Source organism: Tessaracoccus lapidicaptus (assembly GCF_001693815.1).
In the GTDB taxonomy this organism is placed as follows: Bacteria; Actinomycetota; Actinomycetes; order Propionibacteriales; family Propionibacteriaceae; genus Arachnia; species Arachnia lapidicapta.
In genome coordinates this window covers 146,172-172,160 of the sequence record NZ_MBQD01000026.1, presented here as the reverse complement: position 1 = coordinate 172,160, position 25,989 = coordinate 146,172, and the positions used below count along the sequence as shown (strand labels likewise).

At 71.1% G+C, this 25,989-nt stretch carries 29 protein-coding genes and 1 pseudogene; 14 read left to right on the top strand and 16 right to left on the bottom strand.

Annotation, left to right across the window (positions count from 1 at the left end; translation table 11 throughout):
• Positions 1-169: 169 nt before the first annotated feature.
• Genes BCR15_RS13510 through BCR15_RS13495 form a run of 4 tightly spaced genes read right to left on the bottom strand, consistent with a single transcriptional unit; the run spans position 170 to position 4,636 of the window.
• Positions 170-1,042, bottom strand: coding sequence for an NUDIX hydrolase (locus BCR15_RS13510; RefSeq protein ID WP_068752732.1), 873 nt, complete (start codon positions 1,040-1,042; stop codon positions 170-172).
• Positions 1,039-3,117, bottom strand: a complete 2,079-nt coding sequence (locus BCR15_RS13505) for an RNA degradosome polyphosphate kinase (RefSeq protein WP_068752731.1) — start codon at positions 3,115-3,117, stop codon at positions 1,039-1,041. The genes BCR15_RS13510 and BCR15_RS13505 overlap by 4 nt, the downstream gene beginning before the upstream one ends.
• A gap of 6 nt (positions 3,118-3,123) precedes the next feature.
• Complete coding sequence (gene mshD, locus BCR15_RS13500; RefSeq protein ID WP_141680146.1) at positions 3,124-3,993, bottom strand: mycothiol synthase; 870 nt, start codon at positions 3,991-3,993, stop codon at positions 3,124-3,126.
• Entirely contained in the window at positions 3,983-4,636 is a 654-nt protein-coding gene (locus tag BCR15_RS13495) for a winged helix-turn-helix transcriptional regulator (protein ID WP_068752729.1), read from the bottom strand. Before BCR15_RS13495 ends, mshD begins: the two co-directional genes overlap by 11 nt.
• A 94-nt stretch (positions 4,637-4,730) precedes the next feature.
• On the opposite strand from BCR15_RS13495, the gene BCR15_RS13490 reads away from it, so the two are divergent.
• Positions 4,731-5,489, top strand: a complete 759-nt coding sequence (locus BCR15_RS13490; protein ID WP_068752728.1) for an NADase-type glycan-binding domain-containing protein — start codon at positions 4,731-4,733, stop codon at positions 5,487-5,489.
• Here BCR15_RS13490 and dtd read toward each other — a convergent pair whose 3' ends face one another.
• A complete protein-coding gene (gene dtd / locus BCR15_RS13485) occupies positions 5,490-5,927 on the bottom strand; it encodes a D-aminoacyl-tRNA deacylase (RefSeq protein ID WP_068752727.1) in 438 nt (145 codons plus the stop codon).
• Positions 5,928-5,961: 34 nt separating this feature from the next.
• Between dtd and BCR15_RS15390 the strand changes: the two genes are divergently transcribed.
• Genes BCR15_RS15390 through BCR15_RS13470 form a run of 4 tightly spaced genes read left to right on the top strand, consistent with a single transcriptional unit; the run spans position 5,962 to position 8,893 of the window.
• Positions 5,962-6,090, top strand: a complete 129-nt coding sequence (locus BCR15_RS15390; RefSeq protein ID WP_256094668.1) for a hypothetical protein — start codon at positions 5,962-5,964, stop codon at positions 6,088-6,090.
• Positions 6,080-6,583 carry a heme-binding beta-barrel domain-containing protein gene (locus BCR15_RS13480; RefSeq protein ID WP_083196625.1) on the top strand — a complete coding sequence of 168 codons (504 nt, stop codon included), beginning with the start codon at positions 6,080-6,082 and terminating at the stop codon, positions 6,581-6,583. Before BCR15_RS15390 ends, BCR15_RS13480 begins: the two co-directional genes overlap by 11 nt.
• A 1-nt stretch (position 6,584) precedes the next feature.
• A complete protein-coding gene (gene ygfZ / locus BCR15_RS13475) occupies positions 6,585-7,514 on the top strand; it encodes a CAF17-like 4Fe-4S cluster assembly/insertion protein YgfZ (protein WP_068752726.1) in 930 nt (309 codons plus the stop codon).
• Between the two features lie 29 nt (positions 7,515-7,543).
• Positions 7,544-8,893, top strand: coding sequence for an acyltransferase family protein (locus BCR15_RS13470; protein WP_068752725.1), 1,350 nt, complete (start codon positions 7,544-7,546; stop codon positions 8,891-8,893).
• Here BCR15_RS13470 and tpx read toward each other — a convergent pair.
• Entirely contained in the window at positions 8,886-9,383 is a 498-nt protein-coding gene (gene tpx / locus BCR15_RS13465) for a thiol peroxidase (protein ID WP_068752724.1), read from the bottom strand. The two genes, BCR15_RS13470 and tpx, sit on opposite strands and share 8 nt — an antisense overlap.
• A 275-nt stretch (positions 9,384-9,658) precedes the next feature.
• Here tpx and ppk2 point away from each other — a divergent pair, with 275 nt between their 5' ends.
• Positions 9,659-10,615: a polyphosphate kinase 2 gene (gene ppk2, locus BCR15_RS13460; RefSeq protein WP_083196623.1), complete on the top strand. Its 957-nt coding sequence runs from the start codon at positions 9,659-9,661 to the stop codon at positions 10,613-10,615.
• Positions 10,612-11,040: an arsenate-mycothiol transferase ArsC gene (locus BCR15_RS13455; RefSeq protein ID WP_068752723.1), complete on the top strand. Its 429-nt coding sequence runs from the start codon at positions 10,612-10,614 to the stop codon at positions 11,038-11,040. The genes ppk2 and BCR15_RS13455 overlap by 4 nt, the downstream gene beginning before the upstream one ends.
• Here BCR15_RS13455 and BCR15_RS13450 read toward each other — a convergent pair whose 3' ends face one another.
• Complete coding sequence (locus tag BCR15_RS13450) at positions 11,041-11,670, bottom strand: SatD family protein (protein ID WP_068752722.1); 630 nt, start codon at positions 11,668-11,670, stop codon at positions 11,041-11,043.
• Between the two features lie 82 nt (positions 11,671-11,752).
• Here BCR15_RS13450 and BCR15_RS13445 point away from each other — a divergent pair, with 82 nt between their 5' ends.
• Positions 11,753-12,169, top strand: coding sequence for a hypothetical protein (locus BCR15_RS13445; RefSeq protein WP_068752721.1), 417 nt, complete (start codon positions 11,753-11,755; stop codon positions 12,167-12,169).
• A 27-nt stretch (positions 12,170-12,196) separates the two neighbouring features.
• Here BCR15_RS13445 and typA read toward each other — a convergent pair whose 3' ends face one another.
• Positions 12,197-14,059: a translational GTPase TypA gene (typA, locus tag BCR15_RS13440; RefSeq protein WP_068752720.1), complete on the bottom strand. Its 1,863-nt coding sequence runs from the start codon at positions 14,057-14,059 to the stop codon at positions 12,197-12,199.
• A 126-nt stretch (positions 14,060-14,185) separates the two neighbouring features.
• On the opposite strand from typA, the gene BCR15_RS13435 reads away from it, so the two are divergent.
• Positions 14,186-14,665, top strand: coding sequence for an RNA polymerase sigma factor (locus BCR15_RS13435; protein WP_176715254.1), 480 nt, complete (start codon positions 14,186-14,188; stop codon positions 14,663-14,665).
• Positions 14,662-15,732: a hypothetical protein gene (locus BCR15_RS13430; protein ID WP_068752719.1), complete on the top strand. Its 1,071-nt coding sequence runs from the start codon at positions 14,662-14,664 to the stop codon at positions 15,730-15,732. Before BCR15_RS13435 ends, BCR15_RS13430 begins: the two co-directional genes overlap by 4 nt.
• A 3-nt stretch (positions 15,733-15,735) precedes the next feature.
• Here the strand turns inward: BCR15_RS13430 and BCR15_RS13425 are convergent, their stop codons facing one another.
• From BCR15_RS13425 to dhaK, 6 genes and pseudogenes are all read right to left on the bottom strand, one after another.
• Complete coding sequence (locus BCR15_RS13425) at positions 15,736-16,059, bottom strand: putative quinol monooxygenase (RefSeq protein WP_068752718.1); 324 nt, start codon at positions 16,057-16,059, stop codon at positions 15,736-15,738.
• A 9-nt stretch (positions 16,060-16,068) separates the two neighbouring features.
• Positions 16,069-16,509, bottom strand: coding sequence for a DUF3151 domain-containing protein (locus BCR15_RS13420; RefSeq protein WP_256094666.1), 441 nt, complete (start codon positions 16,507-16,509; stop codon positions 16,069-16,071).
• Positions 16,510-16,533: 24 nt separating this feature from the next.
• Entirely contained in the window at positions 16,534-16,854 is a 321-nt protein-coding gene (locus tag BCR15_RS15155) for an HPr family phosphocarrier protein (RefSeq protein ID WP_197971818.1), read from the bottom strand.
• Between the two features lie 3 nt (positions 16,855-16,857).
• A pseudogene (gene dhaM, locus BCR15_RS15150) lies at positions 16,858-17,256 on the bottom strand (dihydroxyacetone kinase phosphoryl donor subunit DhaM); the annotation flags it as partial.
• Complete coding sequence (dhaL, locus tag BCR15_RS13410; protein WP_068752716.1) at positions 17,256-17,891, bottom strand: dihydroxyacetone kinase subunit DhaL; 636 nt, start codon at positions 17,889-17,891, stop codon at positions 17,256-17,258. The pseudogene dhaM and the gene dhaL, both read right to left, overlap by 1 nt.
• On the bottom strand, positions 17,888-18,883 hold the full coding sequence (dhaK, locus tag BCR15_RS13405) for a dihydroxyacetone kinase subunit DhaK (RefSeq protein WP_068752715.1): 996 nt from the start codon (positions 18,881-18,883) through the stop codon (positions 17,888-17,890). Before dhaK ends, dhaL begins: the two co-directional genes overlap by 4 nt.
• 162 nt (positions 18,884-19,045) lie before the next feature.
• Here dhaK and trxA point away from each other — a divergent pair, with 162 nt between their 5' ends.
• The 3 genes from trxA (at position 19,046) to purD (ending at position 22,093) form a co-directional block, all read left to right on the top strand.
• Positions 19,046-19,462, top strand: a complete 417-nt coding sequence (trxA, locus tag BCR15_RS13400) for a thioredoxin (RefSeq protein WP_068752714.1) — start codon at positions 19,046-19,048, stop codon at positions 19,460-19,462.
• Positions 19,463-19,573: 111 nt separating this feature from the next.
• Positions 19,574-20,857 carry an adenylosuccinate synthase gene (locus BCR15_RS13395; RefSeq protein WP_068752713.1) on the top strand — a complete coding sequence of 428 codons (1,284 nt, stop codon included), beginning with the start codon at positions 19,574-19,576 and terminating at the stop codon, positions 20,855-20,857.
• Positions 20,858-20,866: 9 nt separating this feature from the next.
• Positions 20,867-22,093 carry a phosphoribosylamine--glycine ligase gene (gene purD / locus BCR15_RS13390; RefSeq protein WP_068752712.1) on the top strand — a complete coding sequence of 409 codons (1,227 nt, stop codon included), beginning with the start codon at positions 20,867-20,869 and terminating at the stop codon, positions 22,091-22,093.
• Positions 22,094-22,099: 6 nt separating this feature from the next.
• Here purD and BCR15_RS13385 read toward each other — a convergent pair whose 3' ends face one another.
• Positions 22,100-24,025 (bottom strand): acyl-CoA dehydrogenase family protein, encoded by a 1,926-nt coding sequence (locus tag BCR15_RS13385; protein ID WP_068752711.1) that lies wholly within the window; start codon positions 24,023-24,025, stop codon positions 22,100-22,102.
• A 5-nt stretch (positions 24,026-24,030) separates the two neighbouring features.
• A complete protein-coding gene (locus BCR15_RS13380; RefSeq protein WP_068752710.1) occupies positions 24,031-24,669 on the bottom strand; it encodes a TetR/AcrR family transcriptional regulator in 639 nt (212 codons plus the stop codon).
• A gap of 74 nt (positions 24,670-24,743) precedes the next feature.
• Here BCR15_RS13380 and BCR15_RS13375 point away from each other — a divergent pair, with 74 nt between their 5' ends.
• Positions 24,744-25,988, top strand: a complete 1,245-nt coding sequence (locus BCR15_RS13375) for an acetyl-CoA C-acetyltransferase (protein WP_068752709.1) — start codon at positions 24,744-24,746, stop codon at positions 25,986-25,988.
• Position 25,989: the final 1 nt, after the last annotated feature.

Sequence of the window (25,989 nt, the reverse complement as noted above, 5' to 3'; positions counted from 1 at the left end):
CAGGGCCATCGGTGTGAACTCCTTCACGGTGGTAGTTGGCGCTACAACCGAGGATCACGCCGATGGCCCCCTCCATCAGCTCAGGACACGCCCTCCCTGAAACCCCACCACTCCACGGGACTCACACCGCGCGGGGGCAGGCTGGGATATCTGTAACGGTTTGGGCCCGTCACGCGGTGGGCTTGTGCACCTCGACGGCAACCTTGTCCCCGGCCTCGTCCCGGTGGACGACGATGACCTCGCCGACGACCATCGGCCGGGCCGGCAGCTCGAGGCCGCGGAACATCGCGGGGAGGACCGGGCGGTGGCCGCACACGGCCGTGGGGCCCTCGATCTCCCGGAAGAGCCCCGCCGTGTAGGCCGTCACGTCGTCGGGGTGGACGGTGCCCTCCTCCTCCGTCAGCAGGTCGGCGGTCTCGACGGCGATGCCGCGGGCCTCCCCGTACGGCTTGAGCGTGTGGACGCATCGGGTGGAGGCGGAGGAGACGAGGCGTTGGACGCCGTAGGCCCCCAGCAGGGGCACGAGGCCGCGGGCCTGCCGTCGGCCCCGCCCGGACAGCCGTCGCTCCTGGTCCGGGCCGGACCAGTCCTTGCGCAGCATCGCCTTGGCGTGGCGGACGAGCAGCAACGGCGTGGTGCGGGGCGTGAGCAGCGCCGCCGAAAGGATGCGCCGCTCGTCGGCGTAGGTGAGGCGGGTCATGGCCTTGGCGACCGGGAACCAACGCACCTTGTCGACCTCGTCGTCGGGCTCCCGCGGGTGCTGTTCGACCACCTCGGCCCGCCAGTAGGCCACCGTCTTGGGCCCCTTGGCGAGCTGGTACTTGATCGACGGCAGCCGCAGCCCCAGGCGCACCACGGCGCCCGTCTCCTCGAGCACCTCCCGCACCGCCGTCTGAGGGGCGAGCTCGTCCGGGTGCCCCTTGCCCTTCGGCAGGGTCCAGTCGCCGTAGGAGGGGCGGTGGATCATGAGGACTTCGAGGTCGTCGTCGCCGCCGCGCAGCACGACGGCCCCGGCGGCCCGGATCTTGGGTCGGCTGCTCATCGGGACGCGCGTCGGGCCGCGGTGCGCTGGATCAGAGTCTCCTGCAGGTCCGTGAGGGGCTCGCCGTCAGGGTTGGTGGTGTGCGCCGTCCACCGGGAATCGATCAACTCCCAATGCACGGTGTCGGGCGCGAACGCCATGTCGAAGAGCTCCTCGACCTGCGCCACGTGGGCGGGGTTGCTGATGCCGACGATGGCCTCGACCCTGCGGTCCAGGTTGCGGTGCATCATGTCCGCCGACCCGATGCCGACGATGGGCCGACCGCCGCCGGCGAACCAGAACACGCGGGAGTGCTCGAGGAACCGGCCGAGGATGGAGCGGACCCGGATGTTGTCGCTGAGCCCGGGCACGCCGGGCCGGATGGTGCAGATGCCGCGCACCCAGATGTCCACCGGCACCCCGGCTTGCGAGGCCCGGTAGAGCGCGTCGGTGAGGGCCTCGTCGACCAGGGAGTTCACCTTGATCCGCACCCCGGCGGGCCGGCCGGCGCGCTGGTTGGCGATCTCCTCGTGGATGTACTCGATGAGCCCGGTGCGGATGCCGTGCGGCGCGACGAGCAGCCGCCGATAGTTCGTCTCCTGCGTCATGCCCGAAAGGTGGTTGAACAGGCGGGCCACGTCGTCGGTGATCACCGGGTTCGACGTCAGCAGGCCCATGTCCTCGTACTGCCGGGCGGTCTTCGGGTTGTAGTTGCCGGTGCCGATGTGGCAGTAGCGCCGCAGGCCGTCGGCCTCCTCACGCACGACGAGCGCGAGCTTGCAGTGGGTCTTGAGGCCGAGCATGCCGTAGACGACGTGCACGCCGGCCTTCTCGAGCTTGCGGGCCCACGCGATGTTGTTCTGCTCGTCGAAGCGCGCCTTGATCTCCACGACGGCCAGCACCTGCTTGCCGGCCTGGGCCGCCTCGATGAGCGCGTCGACGATCGGCGAATCGCCGGAGGTCCGGTAGAGCGTCTGCTTGATGGCCAGGACCGCCGGATCGGCCGCGGCCTGCTCGATGAACCGCTGCACCGAGGTGGCGAAGGAGTCGTAGGGGTGCTGGACCAGCACGTCGCGCAGCTTGAGCGCCTTGAACATGTCCGCCGGGCTCGCGCTCTCCACCTCGGCCAGGTCCGGATGGGTGATGGGCAGGAAGTTGGGGAACTTGAGGTCCTCCCGCTGGGAGTCGGCCAGGGAGAAGAGCCCGGTGAGGTCCAGCGGGGCGGCCAGCCGGAAGACCTCGCTCTCGCTGACGTCCAGCTCGGACATCAGCATGTGGAGCATGTGCTCGTCGATGTCCTCCTCGACCTCCAGCCGCACGGGCGGGCGGCCGACCTTGCGCCGGAGCAGCTCCTTCTCGAGGGCGAACAGCAGGTTCTCGGCGTCGTCCTCTTCGACCTCGATGTCCTCGTTGCGGGTCACCCGGAAGGTGGTGTGGCTCAGCACCTGCATGCCGGTGAACAGCTGTCCCAGGTGCCGGGAGATGATCTCCTCCAGCGGCAGGAACCTGCCCTCGGCCAGCTTCACGAGCCGCGAGAGCACAGGGGGCACCTTGACCCGGGCGAACTGGCGGGCGCCGGTCTGGGGGTTCTTCAGCAGCACGGCCAGGTTGATCGAGAGCCCCGAGATGTAGGGGAACGGGTGTGACGGGTCGACCGCCAGCGGCGTGAGGACGGGGAAGATGCGCTCCGCGAACAGGGCACGCATCCGGTCCTTCTCGGCCGCGGTCAGCTGGTCCCAGCGCAGGATCTCGATGCCCTCGGCGGCCAGCTCGGGACGGATCTCCTCCTGGAAGACGCGCGACTGCTCGGACACGAGACGCGCGACCTCCTGCAGCAGTTCCGCGTGCAGCTCGCCGGGCATCTTGCCCGTCACCGTCGGCACCGCCACGCCGGCGGCGATACGCCGCTTCAGGCCGGCGATGCGCACCATGAAGAACTCGTCGAGGTTGGACGAGAAGATGGCCAGGAACTTGGCCCGCTCGATGAGCGGCACCCGGGCGCGGTCGCGGGCGAGATCGAGCACGCGGTCGTTGAACTCGAGCCAGGAGATCTCCCGGTCCAGGTAGCGATCCACGGGCAGTGGGGTCTCACTCACTTCGGCTCACCTCTCGACGCGGTAACTGGTGTCTGTCTGGACGACCGTGAACCCCGCATTCTGGTACATCGCGACGACCCTGTCCTGGTCGCCCTCCACGTAGAGCTGCACCCGGTCATCGCCCCGCTGCACGAGGTGGTGCAGACCCTGCGCCAGGAGCCACCGGCCCAGGCCCCGCCCCTCGTGCTCCGGCGCGACCGCCAGCACGTAGACCTCGCCCAGCCGGCCGCCATGCCGCTTCGTCCAGTGGAAGCCGACGACGTCGTCGCCCCGGACCGCGACGAAGAGCCCCGCCGGGTCGAACCAGGGGAGCCGGGTCAGGTCGTGGAACTCGTCGAGGGTGAGGCGGCCCTGCTCGGGGTGGCCGGCGAACGCGGCGGCGTTCACGGCGACGATCGCCTCCGCCAGGTCCGGCGTGTAGGTGACGATCCGGACGTCGTCGGCGCCCTGGGGGCGCTGCGTCTCCGGGTCCGGGACGTCGACGAGCGGCTTCTCCATGCGCAGCAGGCGCCGCACCGGGTACAGGCCGACCCGCTCCGCGAGTGAGGCCGCGCCGGGCAGGGTCCCGAAGGCCCAGACCGCCGAGTCCGGGTGGGAGCGGACCGCCTCTTCGAGCAGCCGGGTGCCGACGCCCTCGTGGCGGTGGTTCGGGTGCACCCCCAGCAGCAGAGTCCCGTCGCGCTCGTCGCACACGACGAAGCCATAGGGATCCGACCGGCGGCCCATGAAGAAGAAGTCGGCCTCCCGGCGGCCCTCGATGCCCAGCGACGCGGACTCGTTGATGGGGGACACGCCGTCGTGCTCCGTGATTTCGGCCACCAGGCGGCGCAACGCCTCCTGCATCGTCGGCGTCAACGTCGTCAGACTAACCAGCACGGTGGGCCTCCCTGGCACTCGCGAACCGGTAACCCACGTTACGCACCGTGCCGATGTAGTAGTCGTACTGGCCCAACTTCGCCCTCAGCCGGCGGACGTGGACATCGACGGTGCGGGTGCCGCCGTAGTAGTCGTAGCCCCACACCTGGCTGACGAGGGTCTCGCGCGACAGGACCCTGCCCGGATGCTGCATGAGGTAGCGCAGGAGCTCGAACTCCGTGTAGGTGAGGTCGAGGGGGGTGCCGTCGACGCTCGCGGAGTAGGCGGCGCCGTCGACGCGGATCGGGCCGGCGACCAGCACGTCCGGGTCCGAGCCGGCCTTGACGAGGATCCGCAGGCGGGCGTCCAGCTCGGCGGCCTCGCAGCCGGCCGCGACGAAGTCGGTGAACCCCCAGTCCGGCGCGAGGACGGCGAGCCCGGTCGGCGCGACGAGCAGCAGCACCGGGGTGCCGCCGTTCTTGGCCAGGGTCTGGCACGAGGCGCGGGCGCCCGCCAGGTCCGTCCGTCCGTCCACCATGACCACGTCGACGCCGTCGGCGTCCACCAGTGCCTGCGCCACCGAGGTCGTCCGTGCCACGTGGTGGCTGAGGAGCCCGAGTTCCGCGGGGGGCTCCGACTCCGAGACGAACAGGACGTTGCTCACGCGGGGGACCCTCCCTTCCAGACCGGTCGGCCGTGCCCATGGTATCGCCGCAAGCCCGTCCGGTGATATCCGCGACGACTTGTAGCATGACGGCATGGAGCAGCGCGTTCCGGATGAATACTTCCGGCCGGCTGCTGAGTCCGACGATGTGCGCCGCGACGCGGCGGTGCCATCACTCCCGGGCACGGCGGCCGTGAAGGCTGTCGCGCCCGGCGAGGTGCGCGACGGTCTCGCGCCGCGTGCCGTGGCGACCATCGCGATCGTGGCCGTCGGCCTCGGGTTCGCGCTGGGGCGGTTCTGGCTCTTCGCGCCCGACGCGCTGCCGCAGTCGCCCGGTCTCGCCCCGGCCTCGCCGAGCGCCTCCGCGACCGCGACGCCCTCGCCAGACGCCCTGGCCCCCTACGACGGGCCCGTCGCGGCGGTCCGGGCGGTCGCCGCCGAGGGGCGGTGCGTCGAGGGCGGAATCGACGCGGACGCCCAGGCGCTCATCGACGGCGACGACGAGACCATCTGGCGCTGCCGCGGCCGGGGCGTCGACGAGGCGGCCACGTTCACGTTCCCCGGGCCGCGCCCACTGGTCGGGCTCCGGCTGGTCAACGGCAACACGGTGTGGACCGACCGCTACCTGGCGGAGCGGCGCATCGTCGGGATCCGGTGGACGTTCGCCGACGGCTCCTACTTCGACCAGGGGCTGGTCGCCAACGACCGCAACCCGCAGGAGGTGCGCTTCCCGGAGGTGACGACGGACCAGGTGACGTTCCAGATCCTCGAGGCGACCGTGCCGGGGTCCGGAGCGCCGTCGGCCGACGCGGTCTCCATCAGTTCCCTGGAGTTCCTGGGCCCGGCCCGATAGTCAGTCCCAGTCCTTGGTGTCGATGAGGATCGTCACCGGCCCGTCGTTGACCGACGCCACGCGCATGTGTGCGCCGAAGCGCCCCCGCTCGACGTGCGCGCCCAGCGCCTCGAGGTCGCGGCAGAGCTGCTCGACCAGTGGCTCGCCCACATGCCCGGGCGCGGCCCTGCTCCACGACGGGCGGCGCCCCTTCCTCGTCGAGGCGTGCAGCGTGAACTGGCTGACGACCAGCAGCGGGGCCCCGACGTCCGAGGCCGAGAGCTCGCCGTCGAGGATCCGCAGGCCCCAGATCTTGCGGGCCAGCGCGGCGGCGTCGTCGGCCGTGTCGTCGTGTCCTACGCCGGCCAGCACGAGCAGCCCGGGCCGCCCGAGCCGGCCGACCACCTCGCCGTCGACCTCCACCGACGCCTCCGCCACCCTCGTCACCACCACGCGCATGGGCCCATTGTGGCCGGTTCGTATACTGGCCCGCATGGCCGCGGTCCTGGTGTGGGTGCTGATCGTCGCCTCCGCGGCAGTGTGCGTGGGGGTGCTGGTGGCGCTGTGGTCCACCTTGGCGGGCCTGTGGCGACAGCTTCGAGGAGACACGCGTGAACATTGACATCGAGGTGCCCGAGGGCCTGAACCCCGCGCTGACCGCGCTCGGCTGGCTGGTCGGCCGGTGGGAGGGCACCGGCAACGGGACGGACCACGAGGGCAAAGCCTTCGAGTTCGAGCAGCGCATCGAGTTCAGCCACAACGGTGGGGACTACCTCTACTACGCCTCGCAGACCTTCCTGCTGGAGACCGACGGCGCCGGACAGGTGCCGCTCAGCATGGAGACGGGCTTCTGGCGGCCCAAGCCGGACGCGTCGCTCGAGGTCGTGCTGACCAGCGCCGAGGGCTGGACCGAGGTGCTGATCGGCAAGATCCAGGTGACCCGGATCGACCTGCTGAGCGACGCCGTCGTCCGGACGGAGACCGCCGCGGTCGGGCACTCGGCCGGGCAGCGCCTCTACGGCAAGGTCGAGGGCGACCTCATGTACGCCCTGGACCGCGCCACCACCGAGCACGAGCTCCGGCCCCACATGTGGGCCCGCCTCAAGCGGATCTGACGTGGCGGTCGCGGTGGAGTCCGGTGTGGATGCCGGCCTCACCTGGCACTTCGGCAATCCGGTGACCGAGGCACGCGCCCTGGCGGCGGGCGACGGGGTGGTAGCGCTCGGCAACCGTGAGGTCGTCGAGGTCACGGGCCCGGAGCGCCTCACGTGGCTGCACGCGCTGACGACGCAGCACCTCTCCGGCCTGCGGCCGGGGGAGTCCACCACGGCGCTCATCCTGTCCCCGACCGGCCACATCGAGCATGTGTTGCACGGCGTCGACGACGGCACGTCCTTCCTCGCCTGGACCGAGCCGGGGCGGGCCGCGGAGCTGGTCGACTTCCTGGGGCGGATGCGGTTCGCGACGCGGGTCGACGTGCAGATCCGCACCGACCTGACGATGGTCTGGGCCGGCCACCGGGTGGAACTGGACCCGGCCTGGCGCGTGCGGGACTCCGAGCTGGGCGGGCTCGACGTGTTCCTGCCCGCGCAGGCGGAGCTGGCCGACACCGTCGGGACGTGGGCGTTCGAGGCGATGCGCATCGCCGCGGGCGTGCCGCGGATCTTCGTCGACACCGACCACAGGACCATCCCGAACGAGATCGGCCTCGTGGGGACACACCTCGACAAGGGCTGCTACCGCGGACAGGAGACGGTGGCCCGGGTGCACACCCTCGGCCGCCCGCCGCGCCGTCTGGTGCAGCTGCATCTCGACGGCTCGATGTCGGCGCTGCCGGCGCCTGGCGACGCGCTCGAGCTCGACGGCCGGACCGTCGGATTCGTCGGGTCGGCGGCCCGGCACCATGAACTCGGCCCCATCGCGCTGGGCCTGGTGAAGAGGTCGGTCCCCGTGACCGCGCAGCTGCTGGCCGGCGGCATCCCGGCCACCCAGGAGGCCCTCGTGGATCCGGACGTCGGGCTGCACGTGCGCCCGCTGCTCGGCTGACCCGGCCCCCGGGTGGCATCATCTCCCACGTGCACATCGAGGAGGGGCGCAACCACACGGTCGACGTGGTGCGCGTGCTGTCGGTCGCGGTGGTCGTGGTCTTCCACGGCTTCATCTTCCAGGCGTCGCTGACGCCGGAGGGATCGCTCCGCGCCGAGATGTGGGCGCCGCCGATCTGGGTGTGGGGGCTGTCCTGGCTGCTGATGTCCATGCCGGCGTTCTTCGCCTGCGGCGGGTTCGCCAACGCGCTCATCGTCGACAAGATGGTCTCGCGCGGCACCGGCTTCTCGCACTACCTCGCCAATCGCGGCCGCCGGTTGACCGGGGGGCTGACGCTCTTCGTCACGTTCTTCGCCGTCATCGCCACGGCGATCGCCTGGACGGGATACCCCGACGTCGCGGCTGAGCTCAGCCGCACCCTGATGTTCCTGCTGTGGTTCATCTCCGTCTACCTGGTGATCGTCCTGGTGGCCCCCTTCATGGTGCGGCTGCACGACCGCTTCGGGGCGTGGGTCGTGGTCGCGATGCTGCTCGCCATCGTCGTCGTCGACCGGTTCCACCTCGGGTTCGGCCGGCACGACATCGGGCAGCTGAACATGTTCCTCGTGTGGCCGCTGTGCCATCAGGTCGGCATCGGCTACCAGCGCGGCTGGTTCCGGCGGGGCCGGGTCTGGGGCGCGTGGACGGTCCTCTTCGGCTCGGCGGCCGCGATCGGCGCGCTCATCGCGTGGTTCGGCTACCCGGCGTCCGCCGTCGGATTCGCCAACGCGCCGTCGGCCAACCACCTGCCGCCGACGCTGGCCATGGCGCTGCTGGGAGTCGCGCAGGTGGCGGCGATGGGCCTCGTGGAACGCTCCCGGATCTTCGCCCGGCCGGGCGAACGTGCCCAGGCGGTGCTGTCGCGGATCAGCGCGCTCATGATGACGGTGTACCTGTGGCACGTCCCCTGCCTCCTCGTGGGGGGCGGTGGGTTGCTGCTGCTGGCGCGGATGGTGCCGGACGCGGCCCCGGTGCTGCTGTCGCAGCCGGTGGTGCTCCTGGTGGGCATCGTCCTCATCGTCACGCTGGTGCCGCTGATCGGGCTGCTCGAGTACCGGCTCATCCCGCCGCTGGGAACCACTCAGGACCGGTATCTGGCGCTGCTGTCGTTCATGCTCATGATCGCCGGCTCCATGCTGGTGTGGCACCACGGCACCGCGCTGCACTGGCGCTACCCGTTGTCGACGGTGGGCGTCGTCGCGATCTGGGCCGGAGCGTCGACCATGGTCAGGGCGTCCCGGCCCGCCGGCGTCGAGCGGGTGGCCGCCGATCCCCTCAAGCAGGGACGATCCCCGAAGGCGTCGGCCTCCGGGGATCGTGGGGTCGGTCGGGTCAGCTGAGGGCCGCGAGCGCCGCGTCGTAGTCCGGCTCCTCGGACGACTCAGCGACCTGCTCGGTGTAGACCACGCGGCCCTCGGCGTCCACGACGACCACGGCGCGCGAAAGGAGCCCGCGGATAGGGCCATCGGTGTAGGTGACGCCGTAGCGCTGCCCGAAGTCCGAGCGGAAGTCCGAGGCGACGTCGACGTTGTCGATGCCCTCGGCGCCGCAGAACCGCTTCTGCGCGAACGGCAGGTCCTTGGACACGTTGAGCACCGTGACTCCGTCGAGGCCCGCCGCCTTCTGGTTGAAGGCCCGCACGCTGTTGGCGCAGGTCCCGGTGTCCAGGGAGTGGAAGATGTTGAGCACGAGCGTGCGTCCGGCGTAGTCCGCCAGGGTCACGGGGGAGAGGTCCGGGCCCGTGAGCTCGAAGTCCGGGGCGGGCGAGCCCACGGAGGGCAGCTCGCCGACGGTGTGGATGGGGTTGCCTTTGAAGGTGATCTCAGCCATGGAACCGATCTTTGCCGATGGACCCAAATCCCGCCAGGGTCCCGTCGTCCCGTTCGCCGTGGGCGCACCCGCGTTGAGCCTGACACGCGGCGTGCGGGGGTCGGTTGAGCCTGACTCGCGGTTCGTCGGGGCTCGACGAGCCTGCAGCTGGCCTCGACCCCGGAATCCAGCCTGTCAGCGTTGCCATCGGCGTCGAGCCTTGGCGCAGGCTCATTCGGCGGGCCGGTTCCGGCCGCGTTCAACTCCCGTTCACCGCGACGTGGTGAACTTGGCACATGAGTCAGAACCTCCGCGAGTACATCGACCATCTGCGCGCCGAAGGATACGCAGTGGCCGACGTGCACGGCGAGGATCCGTACCTCATCGACCCGATGGGCAACGCCGTCGAGACCTGGCGCGACCGCTACCCGTACGAAGAACTCCTCGACCGCACCGAATACGAGGTGGAGAAACGGCAGCTGCAGATCGAGCTGCTGAAGTTCCAGTACTCGGCCCAGGACCACGGCACCAAGCACGTCATCCTGTTCGAGGGCCGCGACGCCGCCGGCAAGGGCGGCGCCATCAAGCGATTCACCGAGCACCTCAACCCGCGCACCGCCCGCGTGGTGGCGCTCGCCGCGCCGACCGAGCGCGAGCGCGGCCAATGGTACTTCCAGCGCTACGTCCAGCACCTGCCGACGGCGGGGGAGATCGTGCTGTTCGACCGCTCCTGGTACAACCGCGCCGGCGTCGAGCGCGTCATGGGCTTCTGCACCGACGAGGAGTACGAGACGTTCGTGCGTCAGGCGCCGGTGTTCGAGGAGATGCTCATCGAGTCCGGCATCACCGTGACCAAGCTGTGGTTCTCCGTGACGCAGCGCGAGCAGCGGACCCGCTTCGCGATCCGGCAGATCGACCCGGTGCGGCGGTGGAAACTCTCGCCGATGGACCTGGAGTCGCTGGGCCGGTGGGAGGACTACACCGCTGCGAAGACCGCGATGCTCAAGCACACCGACACCGGCAGCGCGCCCTGGTACCGCATCAAGTCCAACGACAAGAAGCGGGCCCGGCTCAACGCCATGCGGCTCTTTCTGGACCTGCACGACTACGACGGCAAGGATCCGGCGGTCATCAAGCCGACGGACCCGCTCATCGTGCAGCGTGGCCGCAAGAAGTGGGCCCGGGCCGACGAAGTGACCGACCGGGCCGCGAACGCGGCGCTGGAGCTCGACGACGAGGGAGACGACGAATGACCGACACCGACCGCAGGCCCAGCGTCCTGTTCGTCTGCGTCAAGAACGGCGGCAAGAGCCAGATGGCAGCGGCGCTGGCCAAGCTGCACTCGCAGGGCGCCGTCGATGTCTACTCCGCCGGAACAAAGCCCGGGTCGGCGCTGAACGAGGAGTCGCGGGCGAGCGTCGAGGAGGTCGGTGCCACGTTCGACGGCGAGTACCCCAAGCCGCTCGACGAGGATCTGCTGCGCTCCGTGGACCGCGTGGTGCTGGTTGGCGGGGAGGCCGAGGTGGCGCCCGTGGAGGGCATGCGCGGCACGATCGAGACGTGGATCACCGACGAGCCGTCGCTGCGCGGCATCGACGGCGGGGAGCGCATGCGACTGGTCCGCGACGACATCGACCGCCGCGTCCGCGCCCTGGTGGCGGAGCTCGTCGGCGCCTGATCAGGGCAGCTCGCCCAGCGCCCTCATGGTGTCGACGAGCGGGCGCAGCTGGTTCGTGCGGATCCGCTGCGAGTTCGCCGAGGGGCTGATGCCCTCGCGCTCCGCCGCCGCGGCGTTGTCGAGGCCCTCCCACAGCCCCCGCAGCGTGCCGACCACGGCGGGCCGCAACCGGGCGATGTGGGCGTCGACCAGCCGCGCCGTCGGATCGGCCAGGGGGTCGGCCGCAGGCCGCTCGTCGCGGATGGCGGTGCGGACCGCCTCGTACCCGGGCCGGGTGGACCGTTCCGCGACCCAGTCGATCGCCTCTCTCGCGAGCCACCACGCCGAGCCGTCCTGGATCCGGCGCGCCGCGTCCACGACGATCACCTCGCCTCCGCCCAGCCCGCAGCGCACGTCCCAGCCGGGGGCGAGGGTGAGCCGCAGTGTGAACGCCGCGCTCAGCGCGTCGCCCAGGGAGCGGTAGACGCCCTGGAGCTCGTCGCCGACGGTGGGGTACAGGGGATCGACGGCGGGGACGGCCGCGTTCGCCGCGTCGGCGGCGGCCAGGATGGCGGCATGGAGGGCCGAGCGGTCGGCGGCCCGGGAAGCGACGACGTCGATCAGCAGGGCAACACGAGGGGCGACGTCCATGTGTAGACAATACCTGAATCTAGAATGAATGTAGCTTAAACCTGAACCGAGTCTGTCAGGGCAGCCGTGTAGCGTGCGGGGCATGGACTGGATGTTGTTCGGCCGGGCCGCGACGGTCGTCGTCGCGGGGGTCCTGGCGACGTTCGGCAATCCCGTGGTCCGGGGCCTGCTGCGGCGCATGGATCGCCCGCCGCGCGTGGACGACGCCGACGTCGCAGTCGCCCGGGCCAACCTGGGGCTGGCGGCCGCGCAGCGGGAGCTCCCGGGGGGCCGGTGGATCGGCATGCTCGAGCGGCTCGCGGTGTACGCCTGCATCGTGACGGGATTCCCGGCGGGCATCGCCATGGTGCTGGCGGTCAAGGGCCTCGGCCGCTACGCGGACCTCGCCACCTCCGACACTCCCCGGACGGGCGAGCTCTTCATCGTGGGCACGTTCGCGAGCCTGCTGTGGGCGGCGCTGTGGTCCGGCGTCGGCTGGCTCGCGGTCTGGTGGTTCTAGGGGGCCGACGCGTCGGCCCGTCACCATTCAGTTGCGCTTGGCGCGGTTGCGTTCCTTCGCGCGGTCGTTGCCGTTGAGCGTGACCTTGCGGATGCGGACGGCAGACGGGGTCACCTCGAGGCACTCGTCGCCGGCGCAGAACTCCAACGCCTGCTCCATGGACATCTGCTTGGCGGGGATCAGCCGCTCGAGCTCGTCGCCGGTGGAGGAGCGCACGTTGGTGAGCTTCTTCTCCTTGGCCGGGTTGACGTCCATGTCCTCGGCGCGCGGGTTCTCGCCGACGATCATGCCCTCGTACACCTCCATGCCGGGCGAGACGAACATCGTGCCGCGCTCCTGCAGGTTGAACAGGGCGTAGGCGGTGACGACGCCCTGCCGGTCCGCGACCAGCGAGCCCGTGGGCCGGGTCCGGAAGTCGCCGGCCCACGGCTCGTAGCCCTCGCCGACGTGGTGCATGATTCCGGTGCCGCGGGTCTCGGTGAGGAATTCGGTGCGGAACCCGATGAGTCCGCGGGCGGGGATGATGAACTCCATGCGCACCCAGCCGGTGCCGTGGTTGACCATCATCTCCATGCGCCCGCGGCGCAGCCCCATGAGCTGGGTCACCACGCCCACGAACTCCTCGGGGATGTCGATGGTGAGGCGCTCGATGGGCTCGTGGACCTTGCCGTCGACGAGCTTGGTCACGACCTGCGGCTTGCCGACCGTCAGCTCGAAGCTCTCGCGCCGCATCATCTCCACCAGGATGGCCAGCTGCAGCTCGCCGCGACCCTGCACCTCCCAGGTGTCCGGCCGCTCCGTGGGGTTGACCCGGATGGACACGTTGCCGACCAGCTCCTGATCGAGGCGGGCCTTGACCAGCCGGGCCGTGAGGTTCTTCCCGGACTGGCCCGCCAGCGGCGAGGTGTTGATGCCGATCGTCATCGAGATCGACGGCTCGTCGACGTGGATGAGCGGCAGCGGCTTCGGGTTCTCCGGGTCCGACAGCGTCTCGCCGATCATGATCTCGGGGATGCCGGCGATGGCGACGATGTCGCCCGGCCCTGCCTTCTCGGCCGGCACCCGGTCCAGGGCCTCGGTCATCAGGAGCTCGGTGAGCTTGACGTTCTGGATGCTGCCGTCGCCCTTGCACCACGCCACCTGCTGCCCACGGCGGAGCTCGCCGGAGACGATGCGGCAGAGCGCCAGACGCCCGAGGTACGGGGAGGCGTCGAGGTTGGTCACGTGCGCCTGCAGGACCTCGCCCTCCTCGTAGACCGGGGCGGGGATGTGCTCCATGAGCGCGTCGAACAGCGGTTCGAGGTTGGGGCTGTCGGGCATGCCGCCGTCGTCGGGCTGCGTCATCGAGGCGCGGCCGGCCTTCGCCGAGGCGTAGACGATGGGGAAGTCGAGGACGTGCGCTGCGTCGTCGTCGATGAGGTCCATGAACAGGTCGTAGGTCTCCTCGACGACCGCGGAGATCCGCGCGTCCGGCCGGTCCACCTTGTTGACCACCACGATGATGGGGAGGTTCTTGGCCAGCGCCTTGCGCAGCACGAACCGGGTCTGGGGGAGGGGGCCTTCGGACGCGTCGATCAGCAGGACCACGCCGTCGACCATCTCGAGGCCGCGCTCCACCTCGCCGCCGAAGTCGGCGTGGCCGGGGGTGTCGATGATGTTGATCGTGACGCCGGTGCCGTCGGGGCGGATGTGCCGGACGCCGGTGTTCTTCGCGAGGATCGTGATGCCCTTCTCGCGCTCGAGGTCCATCGAGTCCATGACACGGTTGTTGACGTCGGACCCCTCGCGGAAGGCGCCGGACTGCCACAGCATGGCGTCGACGAGCGTCGTCTTTCCATGGTCGACGTGGGCGACGATGGCGACGTTTCGCAGGTCTTCGCGTGTGGGCATGGGTGATCTCCCGGGGGATCGACGGTGGAGGGCCGCGGACGAGTCTACGGCCAGCGGGGCGCCTGCCACGATTCCTGGCCAGCTGCAACGAGACTGGAGCGCATCGCGTTGAGGGAGGGTGTGAGCGTGTCCACGTCGTTCGACGCCTGGGTGGTGTCGTCGCAGCCGAAGCTCCTGGCCTACGCGTATCTGCTGTGCGCGGACCGGGAGGAGGCCCGCGACGTCGTCCAGGACGTCTACAGCCGCCTGGTTCGGCGGTACGACCGCCTAGCTGACGACGGCGGGATCGACGCCTACGCGCGGCGGTCCGTCACGAACGAGGTTGCCTCGCGGCGTCGCCGACGCCGTCCGGTGACGGTCCCACTGATCAGCGAGCCCGCTGTCGCGGCGGTGGCCGACCGGGTCCCCGATCGGATGCTGGCCTGGCGTCTGTGTCAGGAGCTGCCCACGGCCCAGCGGGCTGCCGTCGTGCTGCGGTTCTTCGACGACGCCAGCTACGCCGAGATCGGCAGGATCCTCGGCATGCCAGAGGCCACCGCGCGCTCACACGTCCACCGCGCCCTCGCCGCGTTGCGGGAGCGCCTGACCGAGGAGGATTCCCGATGAGTGACCGCGCCGAACAGGCCTTCCGCGACGCCTTCGCCGAGCAGGCGCGGGTGCCGCTGGGCAGGGTGGCGCCCAAGCCGCCGCACCGGCCGCACCGCGCGTGGGCCGTCGCTGCGGCGGTCGCGGCCGTGGCCCTCGCAATCCCCCTGGCGGTCGTGCTCGGCACCCGTCCCGTCCAGGTCGCGACTCCCGCGGTTCCCGCGACCGTCAGCGGGCTGCCTGCGCCGGAGGAGGGCCGGCGGTGGGTGTCGCGGGGCGATGTCGCCGTCCAGGTCCCGGACGAGTGGGGGTGGAGTGACTACGCGTGGTCACCGTGGTGCCTGGGCAAGACTCAGGAGCCTCAGCCCCCCGCTACTCCGTTCGTCTCCACGCCCGCCGGCCCCGTCGCCGCGATCGCCTGCCCCGAGTGGCAGCCCGAGTGGGTCCAGACCTACCTGGACTTCGCCGATCCTGCCGCCGAGCCGCCGAGCCTCACACCGGTGCTGAGCCGAACCGTCGGAACCACCGACGTGCGGGTGGTGCTGCGGGCGGACGCGACCGCCGCCGACGAGGCGGTCGCCCAAGGGATCCTGGACTCGGCGACGGTGTTCGAGCGGGACGCCGCGGGATGCGCCCCGGTCGCGCCCTTCGCCGACCTCGAGGCGCGCCCGGAGGCGTGGGACGTGACCGGCGCAGAGGGCGTCGTGGAGGTGGGGCTGTGCCGGTATCTGGACTACGCGCTCGAGGCCGACCGCCCCAATCTGACGGCGTCGCGGGTCCTCGGTGGTGAGGAGGCCGGGGCGCTCATCGCCGCGGTCGCCGCCGCACCCGAGGGCGTCAGCGGGAACCCCGCCGACTGCCTGTCTGACTACGACCAGCGCTCCGGGCTCGTCCTGAGGGTGCTTGACGCCACGGGGGTCCACGACGTCTACCTCCGCGTCGACGGGTGCCGCAACCTCGGCTTCGACGACGGCACCACCCGCAGGGAACTCACCCGTGACGGGTGCACCCCCGTCTTCGCGGCACCGCCCCTCAGATTCGACGGGGGGCAGCCGGAGGCGGTGTCGGCCTGTTTCGCGGGCGAGTGAGCCTCAGCCGATCCGGAGTTCGCCCATCTCGTCCCAGCCGGCGCCGTCGATGGTGCGGGAGATGATCTTCGGCGTGGCCACCAGGTGGGGGCGCATCGCCTCAAGGCCCTGCGGGAAATGAGCGGAGTTGACGTGGGCCGCGCCGGCGTCGCCGTCGCGGAACGCCTCCACCAGCACATACTCGTTCGGGTCCTCGACGCTGCGCGACCACTCGAACCAGAGGTTGCCCTCCTCAGCGCGGGTGGCCTGCGTGAACGGCGCGACGATGTCCATCCACCGCTCGGCGGACTCGGGCTTGACCTGGTACTTGACGACGATGAAGATCATGGGCCAAGCCTAGCCAGCTGGCTGGGCGAGCACCTGGTACGCGGTCTCCGACGAGTCCCGCAGGAATTGGGCGCAGCGCTCCTGCTCCTCGGCCTCCCCGATCCGGCCCGCCGCGACGCTGAGCGCCCACAGCGCGCGCAGGAAGCCGCGGTTCGGCTCGTGTTCCCACGGGATCTGGCCCGACCCCTTCCAGCCGTTGCGGCGCAGCGTGTCCAGGCCGCGGTGGTAGCCGGTCCGGGCGTACGCGTAGGCAGCGACCGCGCTGCCGAGGTCGTCCTCGGTGAGGCAGGTCTCGGCCAGCAGCGCCCAGCACAGCGACGACGCCGGGTGGTGAGCGACCACGTCCAGGAACCGCTCCTTGCCGTGTTCGGCGATGGCGGCCAACGCCGGGTCCTCCGGCAGGCGCACGACGACGTCGGAGGCCATGAGGTTGGGATGCGTGTCGCTCATGGCGCTCAGCCTAGCGACGCTGGTTCAGAGCTCGCCGAAACCCGCCGAGATGAGCGCCACGAGGGTGTCGACGGCCTCGCGGGCCTGCGGGCCCGTCGCGGTCAGCCGGAGGGTGTCGCCCTTGCGGGCGTTGAGCGTGGCGAGCCCGATGCTGCTGGTGGCCTTCACGGGGCCGGCGTCCCCGTTGCGCAGCTGGATGTCCGCGTCGAAGCGACGGGCCTCGGCCACGAACAGAGCCGCTGGACGCGCGTGCAGCCCCGTCTCGTTGACGAGCACGGCCTCGCCCGACACGTCCCCGTCGCCGCTGGGCGGGGGTTCGGCGGGGGCGTCGCCGCCGGTGGTCATGCCGAGGGCGGCGAGTTTCGGCGACAGCGCCGCCTCGGCCTCCTCCGCGACCTCGGCGAGCGTGGCCCCGCCGACGGCGCGGACCACGGCCGCCGTCAGCCCCTCGACGAAGGGCGCGGCCAGGATCCGTACGGTGCCCTCCGCCAGACCGGCGAACTCGACGCCCATCTCGGCGCTCATCAGCGCCGAGCCCATGTCGACCAGCACCGCGACCCCGGCGCCCCGGTCCACCTCGGTGATGGCCGCGGCGACCGCCGCGGCGTCCGTGCCGAGCCCGCCGTCGGGCATACCGGCCGCGACCGCCACCGGCGGCGGGTCCTCGTGCACCATCTGCATGGCGAGATCGACGGCGGCATCGGCGAGCGCGCGACTGTGCGACACGACGACGATCCCGACGGCCATCAGGCGCCGATCACATCGGCCAGGGCATCGAACAGGTACGTCGACGACGTGGCCCCCGGATCCTGGTGGCCGGCGGATCGCTCGCCCAGGTAGCTGGCGCGCCCCTTCTTCGCGACCATCGGCGTGGTGGCGTCGCGACCGGCGGCTGCCGCCTGCGCGGCCGCCGCGACGGCGTCGTGCAGGTCCGATCCGTCGGCCAGGGCGGCGTCGTACGCGTCCAGTGCCGGCGCGAGCGCGTCGACCATCGTCTTGTCCCCGAGCTCGGTCTTGCCGCGCGCGACGAGCCCCTCGAGCCCGGCGCGCAGCGCCTTGCCGAAGTCCTCCGCGCTGAGCTCGACGACGCTGCCGGTGGCCATGCCCATCTTCATGAGCAGGGTCCCGTACAGCGGCCCTGAGGTGCCGCCGACGGTGCTCACCAGCGTCATGCCCGCCTTCTTCAGCAGGGCGTCGATCGTGGTGGCGTCGTCGACGTGCGTGAGGACCGCCGCGGTGCCGCGGGCCATGTTGGCGCCATGGTCCGCGTCACCGATGGCCGAGTCGAGCTCGGTGAGGTAGGTCTTGTGCTCGTCGACGATGGCGGCATACCGGCGCAGCCAGTCGGCGAGCAGGTCCAGAGTCAGTAGTTGTTCGCTCACAGACCCCACCGTAGACCTGCGGTCTTGACCGGGGCGTCCCAGAGGCGAATCATCTCCTCGTCCGCCTTGACCAGGGTGAGCGAGCAACCGGCCATGTCCAGGCTGGTGATGTAGTTGCCCACCAGGTTGCGGCTGATCTCGACGCCCGCCTCCTTGAGCAGCGCCACGACCTCGCCGTACATGAGGTACAGCTCGATGAGCGGCGTGCCGCCCATGCCGTTGAGCATGGCGATCACCGGCGAGCCGGTGAAGTCGAGGTCCTGCAGGATCGGGTCGACGAGTTGCTTGGCGATCGACTTCGCGTCGCCGATCGGCTCGCGGTGCCGGCCGGGCTCGCCGTGGATGCCGATGCCGATCTCCATCTGGTCCTCGGGCAGGTCGAACGTGGGCTTCCCGGCCGACGGGACGGTGCACGAGGTGAGCGCCATGCCCATGGAGCGGCCGTTGTCGGCCACCTTCTGCGCGAGTACCTTCACCGCGCCGAGGTCCTGGCCCTCCTCCGCGGCCGCGCCGACGATCTTCTCCAGCAGCACCGTGGTGCCGACGCCGCGGCGGCCGGCCGTGTAGAGGGAGTCCTGCACCGCGACATCGTCCGCGACGACGACCGTCTCGACGGGGATGCCCGCGTCGGCGGCCATCTCGGCGGCCATCTCGAAGTTCATGATGTCGCCGGTGTAGTTCTTGACGATGTGGAGGACGCCGGCGCCGGTGTCGACGGTGGTGGTGGCCTCGAGCATCTGGTCCGGCGTGGGGGAGGTGAACACCTGCCCGGCGCACGCGGCGTCGAGCATGCCGATCCCGACGAAGCCGCCGTGCATCGGCTCATGTCCCGAACCACCACCGGAGATGATGGCGACCTTGCCCGCCTCCTTGGGCGTGGCGCGGTAGATGACCCGGTTCGCGTGGTCCACGCGGACGTTGTCGTCCGACGCCTCGACGCCCTTGAGTGCGTCGGCGATCACGTCGTCGGGGGAATTGATGAGCTTCTTCACGGTCCCTGACCTCCTGCGTCGTTGCGGGGATGCATCGATCCTGATTCCCCACAGTGATGCTAGGCAAGAGGACTGACCTTTCGTGCAGATTCCCGCCAGGCCATGCCACCGATGTGCGCGCGGGCGCGCCCCTCGCGTGCCGCCGCGGGCCAGAATGGGGGCATGAGCATCGTCAGCTGCGTCTCGTGTGGTGCCAAGAACCGGGTCCCCACCGCCGCCTCCGGGCTGCCCCGGTGTGCGAAGTGCAAGGCGGACCTGCCCTGGCTCGTCGAGGGCACCGACCGCGACTTCGACGCCGTCGCGGCGGCCAAGGTTCCCGTCGTCGTGGACCTCTGGGCGCCGTGGTGCGGGCCCTGCCACATGGTGGCGCCGGTCCTGGAGAAGCTGTCGCGGGAGCGCGCCGGGCGGCTCAAGGTCGTCAAGGTCAACGTCGACGACAACCGCGAGGTCCAGGCCCGGTTCGGGGCCATGAGCATCCCCACGCTCGTGCTGCTGCGTGACGGGCGGGAGGTGTCGCGGCAGGTGGGCGCCCTCCCGGCGCGGGAGCTGGAACGCTGGGTGGACCAGCACAGCGCCTGAGCGTCCGGCAGCGCCCCGCGGCCCCGCCGGCGACACGAGGGTCCGTTAGACTGCCCCGGTCAGGCCCCCGCGGAGAGCAGGGGCTTCATCCATGTGTGTGGAGGTGGCGAGATGCCGAGCGTTGTCGTGGTCGGTGCTCAATGGGGAGACGAAGGCAAGGGCAAGGCGACGGACCAGCTGGGGGACCGCGTCGACGTCTGCGTGCGCTACTCCGGCGGTAACAACGCCGGCCACACGCTGGTGGTCGGCGGCGAGAAGTTCATCCTCCACCTGCTGCCGTCGGGCATCCTCAACCCCGGCACCACGACGGTGATCGGCAACGGCGTGGTCGTGGACCTCGACGTCCTGGCCGAGGAGCTCCACGTGCTCGCGTCGCGCGGCGTCGACGTGCCGCATCCGCTGATCTCCGCCAACGCCCACATCATCACCGAGTACCACAAGGTCCTCGACAAGGTCACCGAGCGCTTCCTCGGGAAGCGGCGCATCGGCACCACCGGCCGCGGCGTCGGGCCCTGCTACTCGGACAAGGTCAACCGGCTCGGCATCCGGGTCCAGGACATCCTCGACGAGTCGATCCTCCGGCAGAAGGTCGAGGCCGCGCTGGACCAGAAGAACCAACTGCTGGTGAAGGTGTACAACCGGCGCGAGATCATCGCCGAGGAGGTCGTGCAGGCACTGCTCAAGCACGCGGACACCATCCGGCCCCACATCGTCGACTCCGGCCGCTACGTCAACGACGCCCTCGACGCCGGAAAGGTCGTCCTGTTCGAGGGGGCGCAGGCGCACCACCTCGACGTCGACCAGGGCACCTACCCGTACGTGACGTCGTCGAACCCGACGGCGGCCGGCGCGACCACCGGCGGCGGCGTCGGCCCCACGCGCATCGACCGCACCATCGGCATCGCCAAGGCCTACACCACGCGCGTCGGCGAGGGGCCGTTCCCCACCGAGCTGTTCGACGAGGACGGCGAGAAGCTGCGCACCATCGGCGCCGAGTTCGGCGCCACCACGGGCCGCCCCCGCCGCTGCGGATGGTTCGACGCCGTGCTGGTCGAGCAGGCCGTGAAGATCAACGGCTTCACCGACATCTTCCTCACCAAGCTCGACATCCTCAGCGGCTGGGACAAGATCCCCGTGTGCGTGGCCTACGACGTCGACGGCGTCCGGCACGACGTCATGCCCATGACGCAGTCGGAGTTCCACCACGCCAAGCCCGTCTACGAATACCTCGACGGCTGGACCGAGGACATCAGCGGCTGCCGCAGCTTCGACGAGCTGCCCCCGACCTGCCAGGCGTACGTGCGCCGCCTCGAGGAGCTCATCGGGTGCCGGATCAGCGGCATCGGGGTGGGCCCCGGCCGCGAGCAGTCGGTCGCCATCCACGACCTCATCTAGGAGACGCCCGTGAAGATCCTCCTGCTCGGCTCGGGCGGACGCGAGCACGCGCTCGCCCGCTCCCTGGCCGCCGACCCGTCCGTGACCGAGCTGCACGCCGCCCCCGGCAACCCGGGCATCGGGCGCCTCGCGACCCTGCACGCCGTCGACCCGGCGTCGCCCGAGGCCGTCGTCGACGCCGCCCGCGCGCTGGGCGTCGACCTCGTCGTCATCGGGCCCGAGGCACCTCTCGTGGCCGGGGTCGCGGACGCGCTGCGCGCCGCGGGGATCGACACGTTCGGACCGGACCGCGCCGCCGCCGAGCTCGAGGGATCGAAGGCATTCGCCAAGGACGTCATGCTCGCCGCGGGAGTCCCGACGGCGGACGCCCGCGTCTGCACGACGCCGGAGGAGGCCGCGGCCGCGCTCGACGAGTTCGGCGCGCCCTACGTGGTCAAGAACGACGGGCTGGCTGCCGGCAAGGGCGTCGTCGTCACCGAGGACCGCGAGGCGGCCCTCGCGCACGCCGCGGCGTGCGGGCGCGTCGTCATCGAGGACTACCTCGACGGACCCGAGGTGTCGCTGTTCGCGATCTGCGACGGCGAGCGCGCGCTTCCGCTGCTGCCCGCGCAGGACTACAAGCGCGTCGGCGACGGCGACGCCGGCCCCAATACGGGCGGCATGGGCGCGTACAGCCCGCTGGCCTGGGCGGATCCCGGGCTCACCGGGCAGATCATGCGCGAGGTCGTCGAGCCGACGCTGGCCGAGATGAACCGGCGCGGCACGCCCTTCGTCGGGCTGCTCTACGCGGGGCTGGCGCTGACGTCGCGCGGGCTGCGGGTGGTCGAGTTCAACGTCCGCTTCGGTGACCCGGAGACCCAGGCCGTGCTCGCGCTGCTCGAGACCCCGCTGGCGGGCGTGCTCCGCGCGGCGGCGCGCGGCGAGTTGGACACGGTCGACGGTCTCGCCTGGCGCGACGGGGCGGCGGTCGTCGTCGTGTCCGCCGCCGCCGGATACCCCGGGACGCCGGTCACAGGCGGCCGCATCACCCTGCCGGACGACGAGGACGACGCCTACATCCTGCACGCCGGGACCCGCCTCGACGGGGACACGCTCGTCGCGGCGGGCGGCCGCGTGCTCGGCACCGTCGGGCGGGGCGCCGACGTCGAGGAGGCCCGGACCCGCGCCTACGCGCTGGCGGCCCGGATCGACTTCCCCGACGGGTTCCACCGCACCGACATCGGCGTCGCCCACTGACCCCGGTCAGGGCAGCAGCGGCGGCACCGCCTCGCGGGGGTGCTTGAGCCACTCCTCGGGGACGCCCAGGCCCTCGGCCAGTTCGCGGGCCTTGGGTCGCAGCTCGCCGCACAGGTCGTCGACGGTGGCCGTGATCGACTTGCTCCGCTTGGCGTCGAACACCTCGTGCTCGAGGAACCAGGCGCGGTTCGCCTCGACGGTGCTGAGCGCGTAGAGGTCGCACACCTTGACCAGGATGGCCTTGATGTAGTCGTCCTCGCACTCCTCGATGCCCTCGATGAACGCCTCGAGCACCACGCGGTCCACGTGAGCCTTCGCGGCCTCGAGCATGTGCGGCTGACAGGCCATGATGGCCGCCTGCTGCTCGGCGCCCTGCAACTTCCCGGCCGCGCGCATGCGCTTGGCCAGGCCCTCGACCGTGTGCTTCTCGCGGAACTCGAACAGCTGCACGTGCCAGCCGCGCGCCCGGATCCGCTCGGACTCGGGCTTGCGGTCCGCCACCGCCACCAGTCGCTCGATGACGGAGCGCGCCGTCGTGCGCTCCAGGACCGTCTGGCCCAGCATCGCGGCGGTCTTCTGGGCGGTGCCTCGGAGATCCATGTCGCCCCACGTCGACTTGTACTCCAGCAGCAGCGCCTTCGCCACCAGCTGCAGCAACACGGTGTTGTCGCCCTCGAACGTGGCGAAGATGTCGGCGTCCTGCCGGGCCATCGTGATGCCGTTGTCCGACATGTATCCCGCGCCGCCGCACGCCTCGCGGGCCTCCTGCATGGAGTCCAGCGCCCAGCGGGTCAGGAGGGCCTTCATGCCGGCGGCCCGGGTCTCGAGCTCGCGGGAGTCGCGGACGTCGCCGTCGCCGTCGGACACCCGCTGCAGCTGCAGCGCCAGCTCGTTCTGCGCGAAGCCGTACGCATAGGCCCGCGCCACGTGGGGGAGGAGGCGGCGCTGGTGCGTGAGGTAGTCGAGCAGGAGGATCTCCTCGCCCAGGCCGGGGCTGCGGAACTGGCGCCGCCGGTCGCCGTAGCGCACCGCGATACTCAGCGCCTTCCGGGCCGCCGAGGCGGCGCCGCCGCCGACGCAGATCCGGCCCCGGACCAGCGTGCCCAGCATGGTGAAGAACCGCGCGTTCTTGCTCTCGATCGGCGAGTGGTACCGGCCCTCCTCGTCGACGCCGCCGTAGCGGTCGAGCAGCATCTCCCGCGGGACGCGGACGTGGTCGAACCGGATCGTGCCGTTGTCGATGCCGAGCAGGCCACCCTTGTGGCCGTGGTCGCCCGTGGTGACGCCGGGCAGGTCAGCGCCCGCCTCGTCGCGGATCGGCACCAGCACCACGTGCACGCCCTGGTGCTCGCCGTCGACGATGAGCTGGCCGAACACGGCGGCCATCCGGCCGTCGCGGGCGGCGTTGCCGATGTAGGCCTTGGTGGCCGATGGCGTCGGTGAGTGCACCTCGAACTCTCCGGTGTCGGGCAGCCAGGTGATGGTGGTCTCGAGCGACTGGACGTCTGAGCCGTGCCCCAACTCGGTCATCGCGAAGCAGCCGAGCAGCTCGGTGCTGATGGCGCCGGGAAGGAACGTGCGGTGGTGGTAGTCGGTGCCCAGGTTGGTGATGGCGCCGCCGAACAACCCGTGCTGGACGCCGGTCTTGATCGTCAGGGACAGGTCGCCCATCGCGACCATCTCGAAGTTCGCCACGGACGCCGCGACGTTCCCGGTCCCGCCGACCTCCGCGGGGAAGCCCGCGGTGACGAGGTCGCGGTGGGCGAGCCGGACGACGCGGTCCAGGGTCCACTCGCGGGCCTCCTCGACGCTGAGGGCGGTGTCGCGGACGATGTCGTCGGCGGTCACCTCGTCGCGCCAGCGCTGCTTAAGGTCGTGGAACGGTCCGTCCAGGGCTCGGCGGAGGCCTTCACCGGTGGGGGAGAGGGTCATCAGGGTCAACTCCTTCGTTGTGCGTCGAACGCGGGCGTGAACAGTCGGTCGATGTAGTCGACGACCTCGGCGCGGGGTCGTCTGAGGTTGGTGAGGATCCAGCGGTCGGCGACCGCCCAGATGAAGCCGACGGCGCCGTGGCCCCACGTGTTGGCGGGCTCCTCGTCGAGGCCCTCGCGGTGCAGCCAGGCGCGGAACGCGGCCGACACCTCGTTGCCGATGCGGGTGGTGATGGTGAAGACCGGGTCGTCGACGGGGGTCTCGCCGGCCGGCCGGGACGCGACGAACAGGTAGAGGTTGCGGTCCCGTTCGACGACGGCGAGGTAGGCGTCGGCGAGGTTGCGCACCAGCTCGCGCGGCTCGAACGACTCGGCGTCGGCAAGGGGCAGCTTGCGCAGGATGAAGTCGTGCACGGACTCGACGACGGCCTGGTACAGGCCGGCCTTGTCCCCGAAGTGCCGGTACAGCACGGTCTTGGATGTGCCGCTCTGGGCGGCGATCTCGTCCATCCCGATGGCCGGTCCGTGGGCGCGGATCGCGCGGACGGCCTCCTCGACGAGCGCGCGGCGGCGCTGGATGTTGTGTTCCTCCCAGCGGGCTGCGCGGCCGTCGGGCGTCGGGGCGACGCCGGTGTCGATCTTCATGACACCAAGAGTATCGGAAACTTTGCGTACCTGCTACTGTGGGTACCGAATAACCCGACTGGGAGGACTCAACGATGACGTCACGCACAGCTGTGGTGGTGGGCGGCAACCGCACACCCTTCGTCAAGGCCGGCGGCCGCTACGCGGACGCCTCCGCGCAGGACCTGCTCACCGCCGCACTCGACGGGCTCGTCGCCCGCTTCGGCCTGGCCGGACAGGAGGTCGGCGAGGTGGTCGCCGGCGCCGTGCTCAAGCACACGCGGGACTTCAACCTCACCCGCGAGGCGGTCCTCGGGTCGGCGCTGTCTCCGCACACGCCCGCGTGCGACCTGCAACAGGCCTGCGGCACCGGGCTCGAGGCCGTCGTCTACGCCAGCAACAAGATCCGCCTGGGGCAGATGGACGTGGCGATCGCCGGCGGGGTCGACTCGGCCTCCGACGCCCCGCTCGTCGTGACCGAACGGCTCCGCAAGGCCATGCTCGCGCTGTCGCGGGCCCGCAGCCTCCCGGACAAGTTGACGGCGCTGGCCCGGATCCGCCCGGCCGACCTGGCGCCGGTGCCCCCGGCCGTGGTCGAGCCCCGCACCGGGCTGAGCATGGGCGAGTCCCAGGCGCTGACCACCGCGAAGTGGGGCATCACGCGCGAGGAGCAGGACGATCTGGCGCTGGCGTCGCACCGCAACCTCGGAGCCGCGTGGGACGCGGGCTTCTTCGACGATCTCGTGACCCCCTACCTCAAGGTCGCCCGCGACTCCATCCTGCGCGCCGACACCTCGAAGGAGGCGCTCGCCAAGCTCCGCACCGTCTTCGGTAAGGGCGAGGCCGCCACCATGACGGCCGGGAACTCGACGGCGCTGACCGACGGCGCTGCGCTGGTGCTGGTGGCCGAGGAGGAGTACGCGCGCGGCCGGGGCTGGCCGGTGTGGGCGAAGGTCGTCGACGCCCAGGTCGCGGCCTCGGACTACGTGACGGGGCGCGAGGACCTGCTCCTGGCCCCGACGAGGGCGATCCCGGTCCTGCTGGAGCGCAACGGCCTGACGCTGGACGACTTCGACTTCTTCGAGTTCCACGAGGCGTTCGCCTCCACGGTGCTGGCCACGCTGAAGGCGCTGGAGCAGAACGGCGTGGGCACCGTGGACCGCTCGAAGCTCAACGTCAAGGGCTCGTCGCTCGCCGCGGGCCACCCGTTCGCCGCGACCGGCGGACGCATCGTCGCCTCCCTGGCGAAGATGCTGCATGAGCGCGGCCCCGGGTCGCGCGGACTGGTGTCGATCTGCGCTGCCGGCGGCCAGGGTGTCGTCGCGATCCTGGAGGCCTGAC

Coding starts and splice junctions, on each gene's coding strand:
- BCR15_RS13455 (WP_068752723.1), top strand. CDS start 10,612: ATGACCGACACCGACCGCAGGCCCAGCGTCCTGTTCGTCTGCGTCAAG.
- BCR15_RS13380 (WP_068752710.1), bottom strand. CDS start 24,669: ATGAAGATCGACACCGGCGTCGCCCCGACGCCCGACGGCCGCGCAGCC.
- BCR15_RS13375 (WP_068752709.1), top strand. CDS start 24,744: ATGACGTCACGCACAGCTGTGGTGGTGGGCGGCAACCGCACACCCTTC.
- BCR15_RS13420 (WP_256094666.1), bottom strand. CDS start 16,509: ATGAGCGACACGCATCCCAACCTCATGGCCTCCGACGTCGTCGTGCGC.
- BCR15_RS15390 (WP_256094668.1), top strand. CDS start 5,962: ATGGCCGCGGTCCTGGTGTGGGTGCTGATCGTCGCCTCCGCGGCAGTG.
- BCR15_RS15155 (WP_197971818.1), bottom strand. CDS start 16,854: ATGACCACCGGCGGCGACGCCCCCGCCGAACCCCCGCCCAGCGGCGAC.
- dtd (WP_068752727.1), bottom strand. CDS start 5,927: ATGCGCGTGGTGGTGACGAGGGTGGCGGAGGCGTCGGTGGAGGTCGAC.
- BCR15_RS13430 (WP_068752719.1), top strand. CDS start 14,662: ATGAGTGACCGCGCCGAACAGGCCTTCCGCGACGCCTTCGCCGAGCAG.
- ppk2 (WP_083196623.1), top strand. CDS start 9,659: ATGAGTCAGAACCTCCGCGAGTACATCGACCATCTGCGCGCCGAAGGA.
- BCR15_RS13385 (WP_068752711.1), bottom strand. CDS start 24,025: ATGACCCTCTCCCCCACCGGTGAAGGCCTCCGCCGAGCCCTGGACGGA.
- tpx (WP_068752724.1), bottom strand. CDS start 9,383: ATGGCTGAGATCACCTTCAAAGGCAACCCCATCCACACCGTCGGCGAG.
- BCR15_RS13425 (WP_068752718.1), bottom strand. CDS start 16,059: ATGATCTTCATCGTCGTCAAGTACCAGGTCAAGCCCGAGTCCGCCGAG.
- BCR15_RS13510 (WP_068752732.1), bottom strand. CDS start 1,042: ATGAGCAGCCGACCCAAGATCCGGGCCGCCGGGGCCGTCGTGCTGCGC.
- trxA (WP_068752714.1), top strand. CDS start 19,046: ATGAGCATCGTCAGCTGCGTCTCGTGTGGTGCCAAGAACCGGGTCCCC.
- BCR15_RS13445 (WP_068752721.1), top strand. CDS start 11,753: ATGGACTGGATGTTGTTCGGCCGGGCCGCGACGGTCGTCGTCGCGGGG.
- BCR15_RS13490 (WP_068752728.1), top strand. CDS start 4,731: ATGGAGCAGCGCGTTCCGGATGAATACTTCCGGCCGGCTGCTGAGTCC.
- typA (WP_068752720.1), bottom strand. CDS start 14,059: ATGCCCACACGCGAAGACCTGCGAAACGTCGCCATCGTCGCCCACGTC.
- BCR15_RS13395 (WP_068752713.1), top strand. CDS start 19,574: ATGCCGAGCGTTGTCGTGGTCGGTGCTCAATGGGGAGACGAAGGCAAG.
- BCR15_RS13450 (WP_068752722.1), bottom strand. CDS start 11,670: ATGGACGTCGCCCCTCGTGTTGCCCTGCTGATCGACGTCGTCGCTTCC.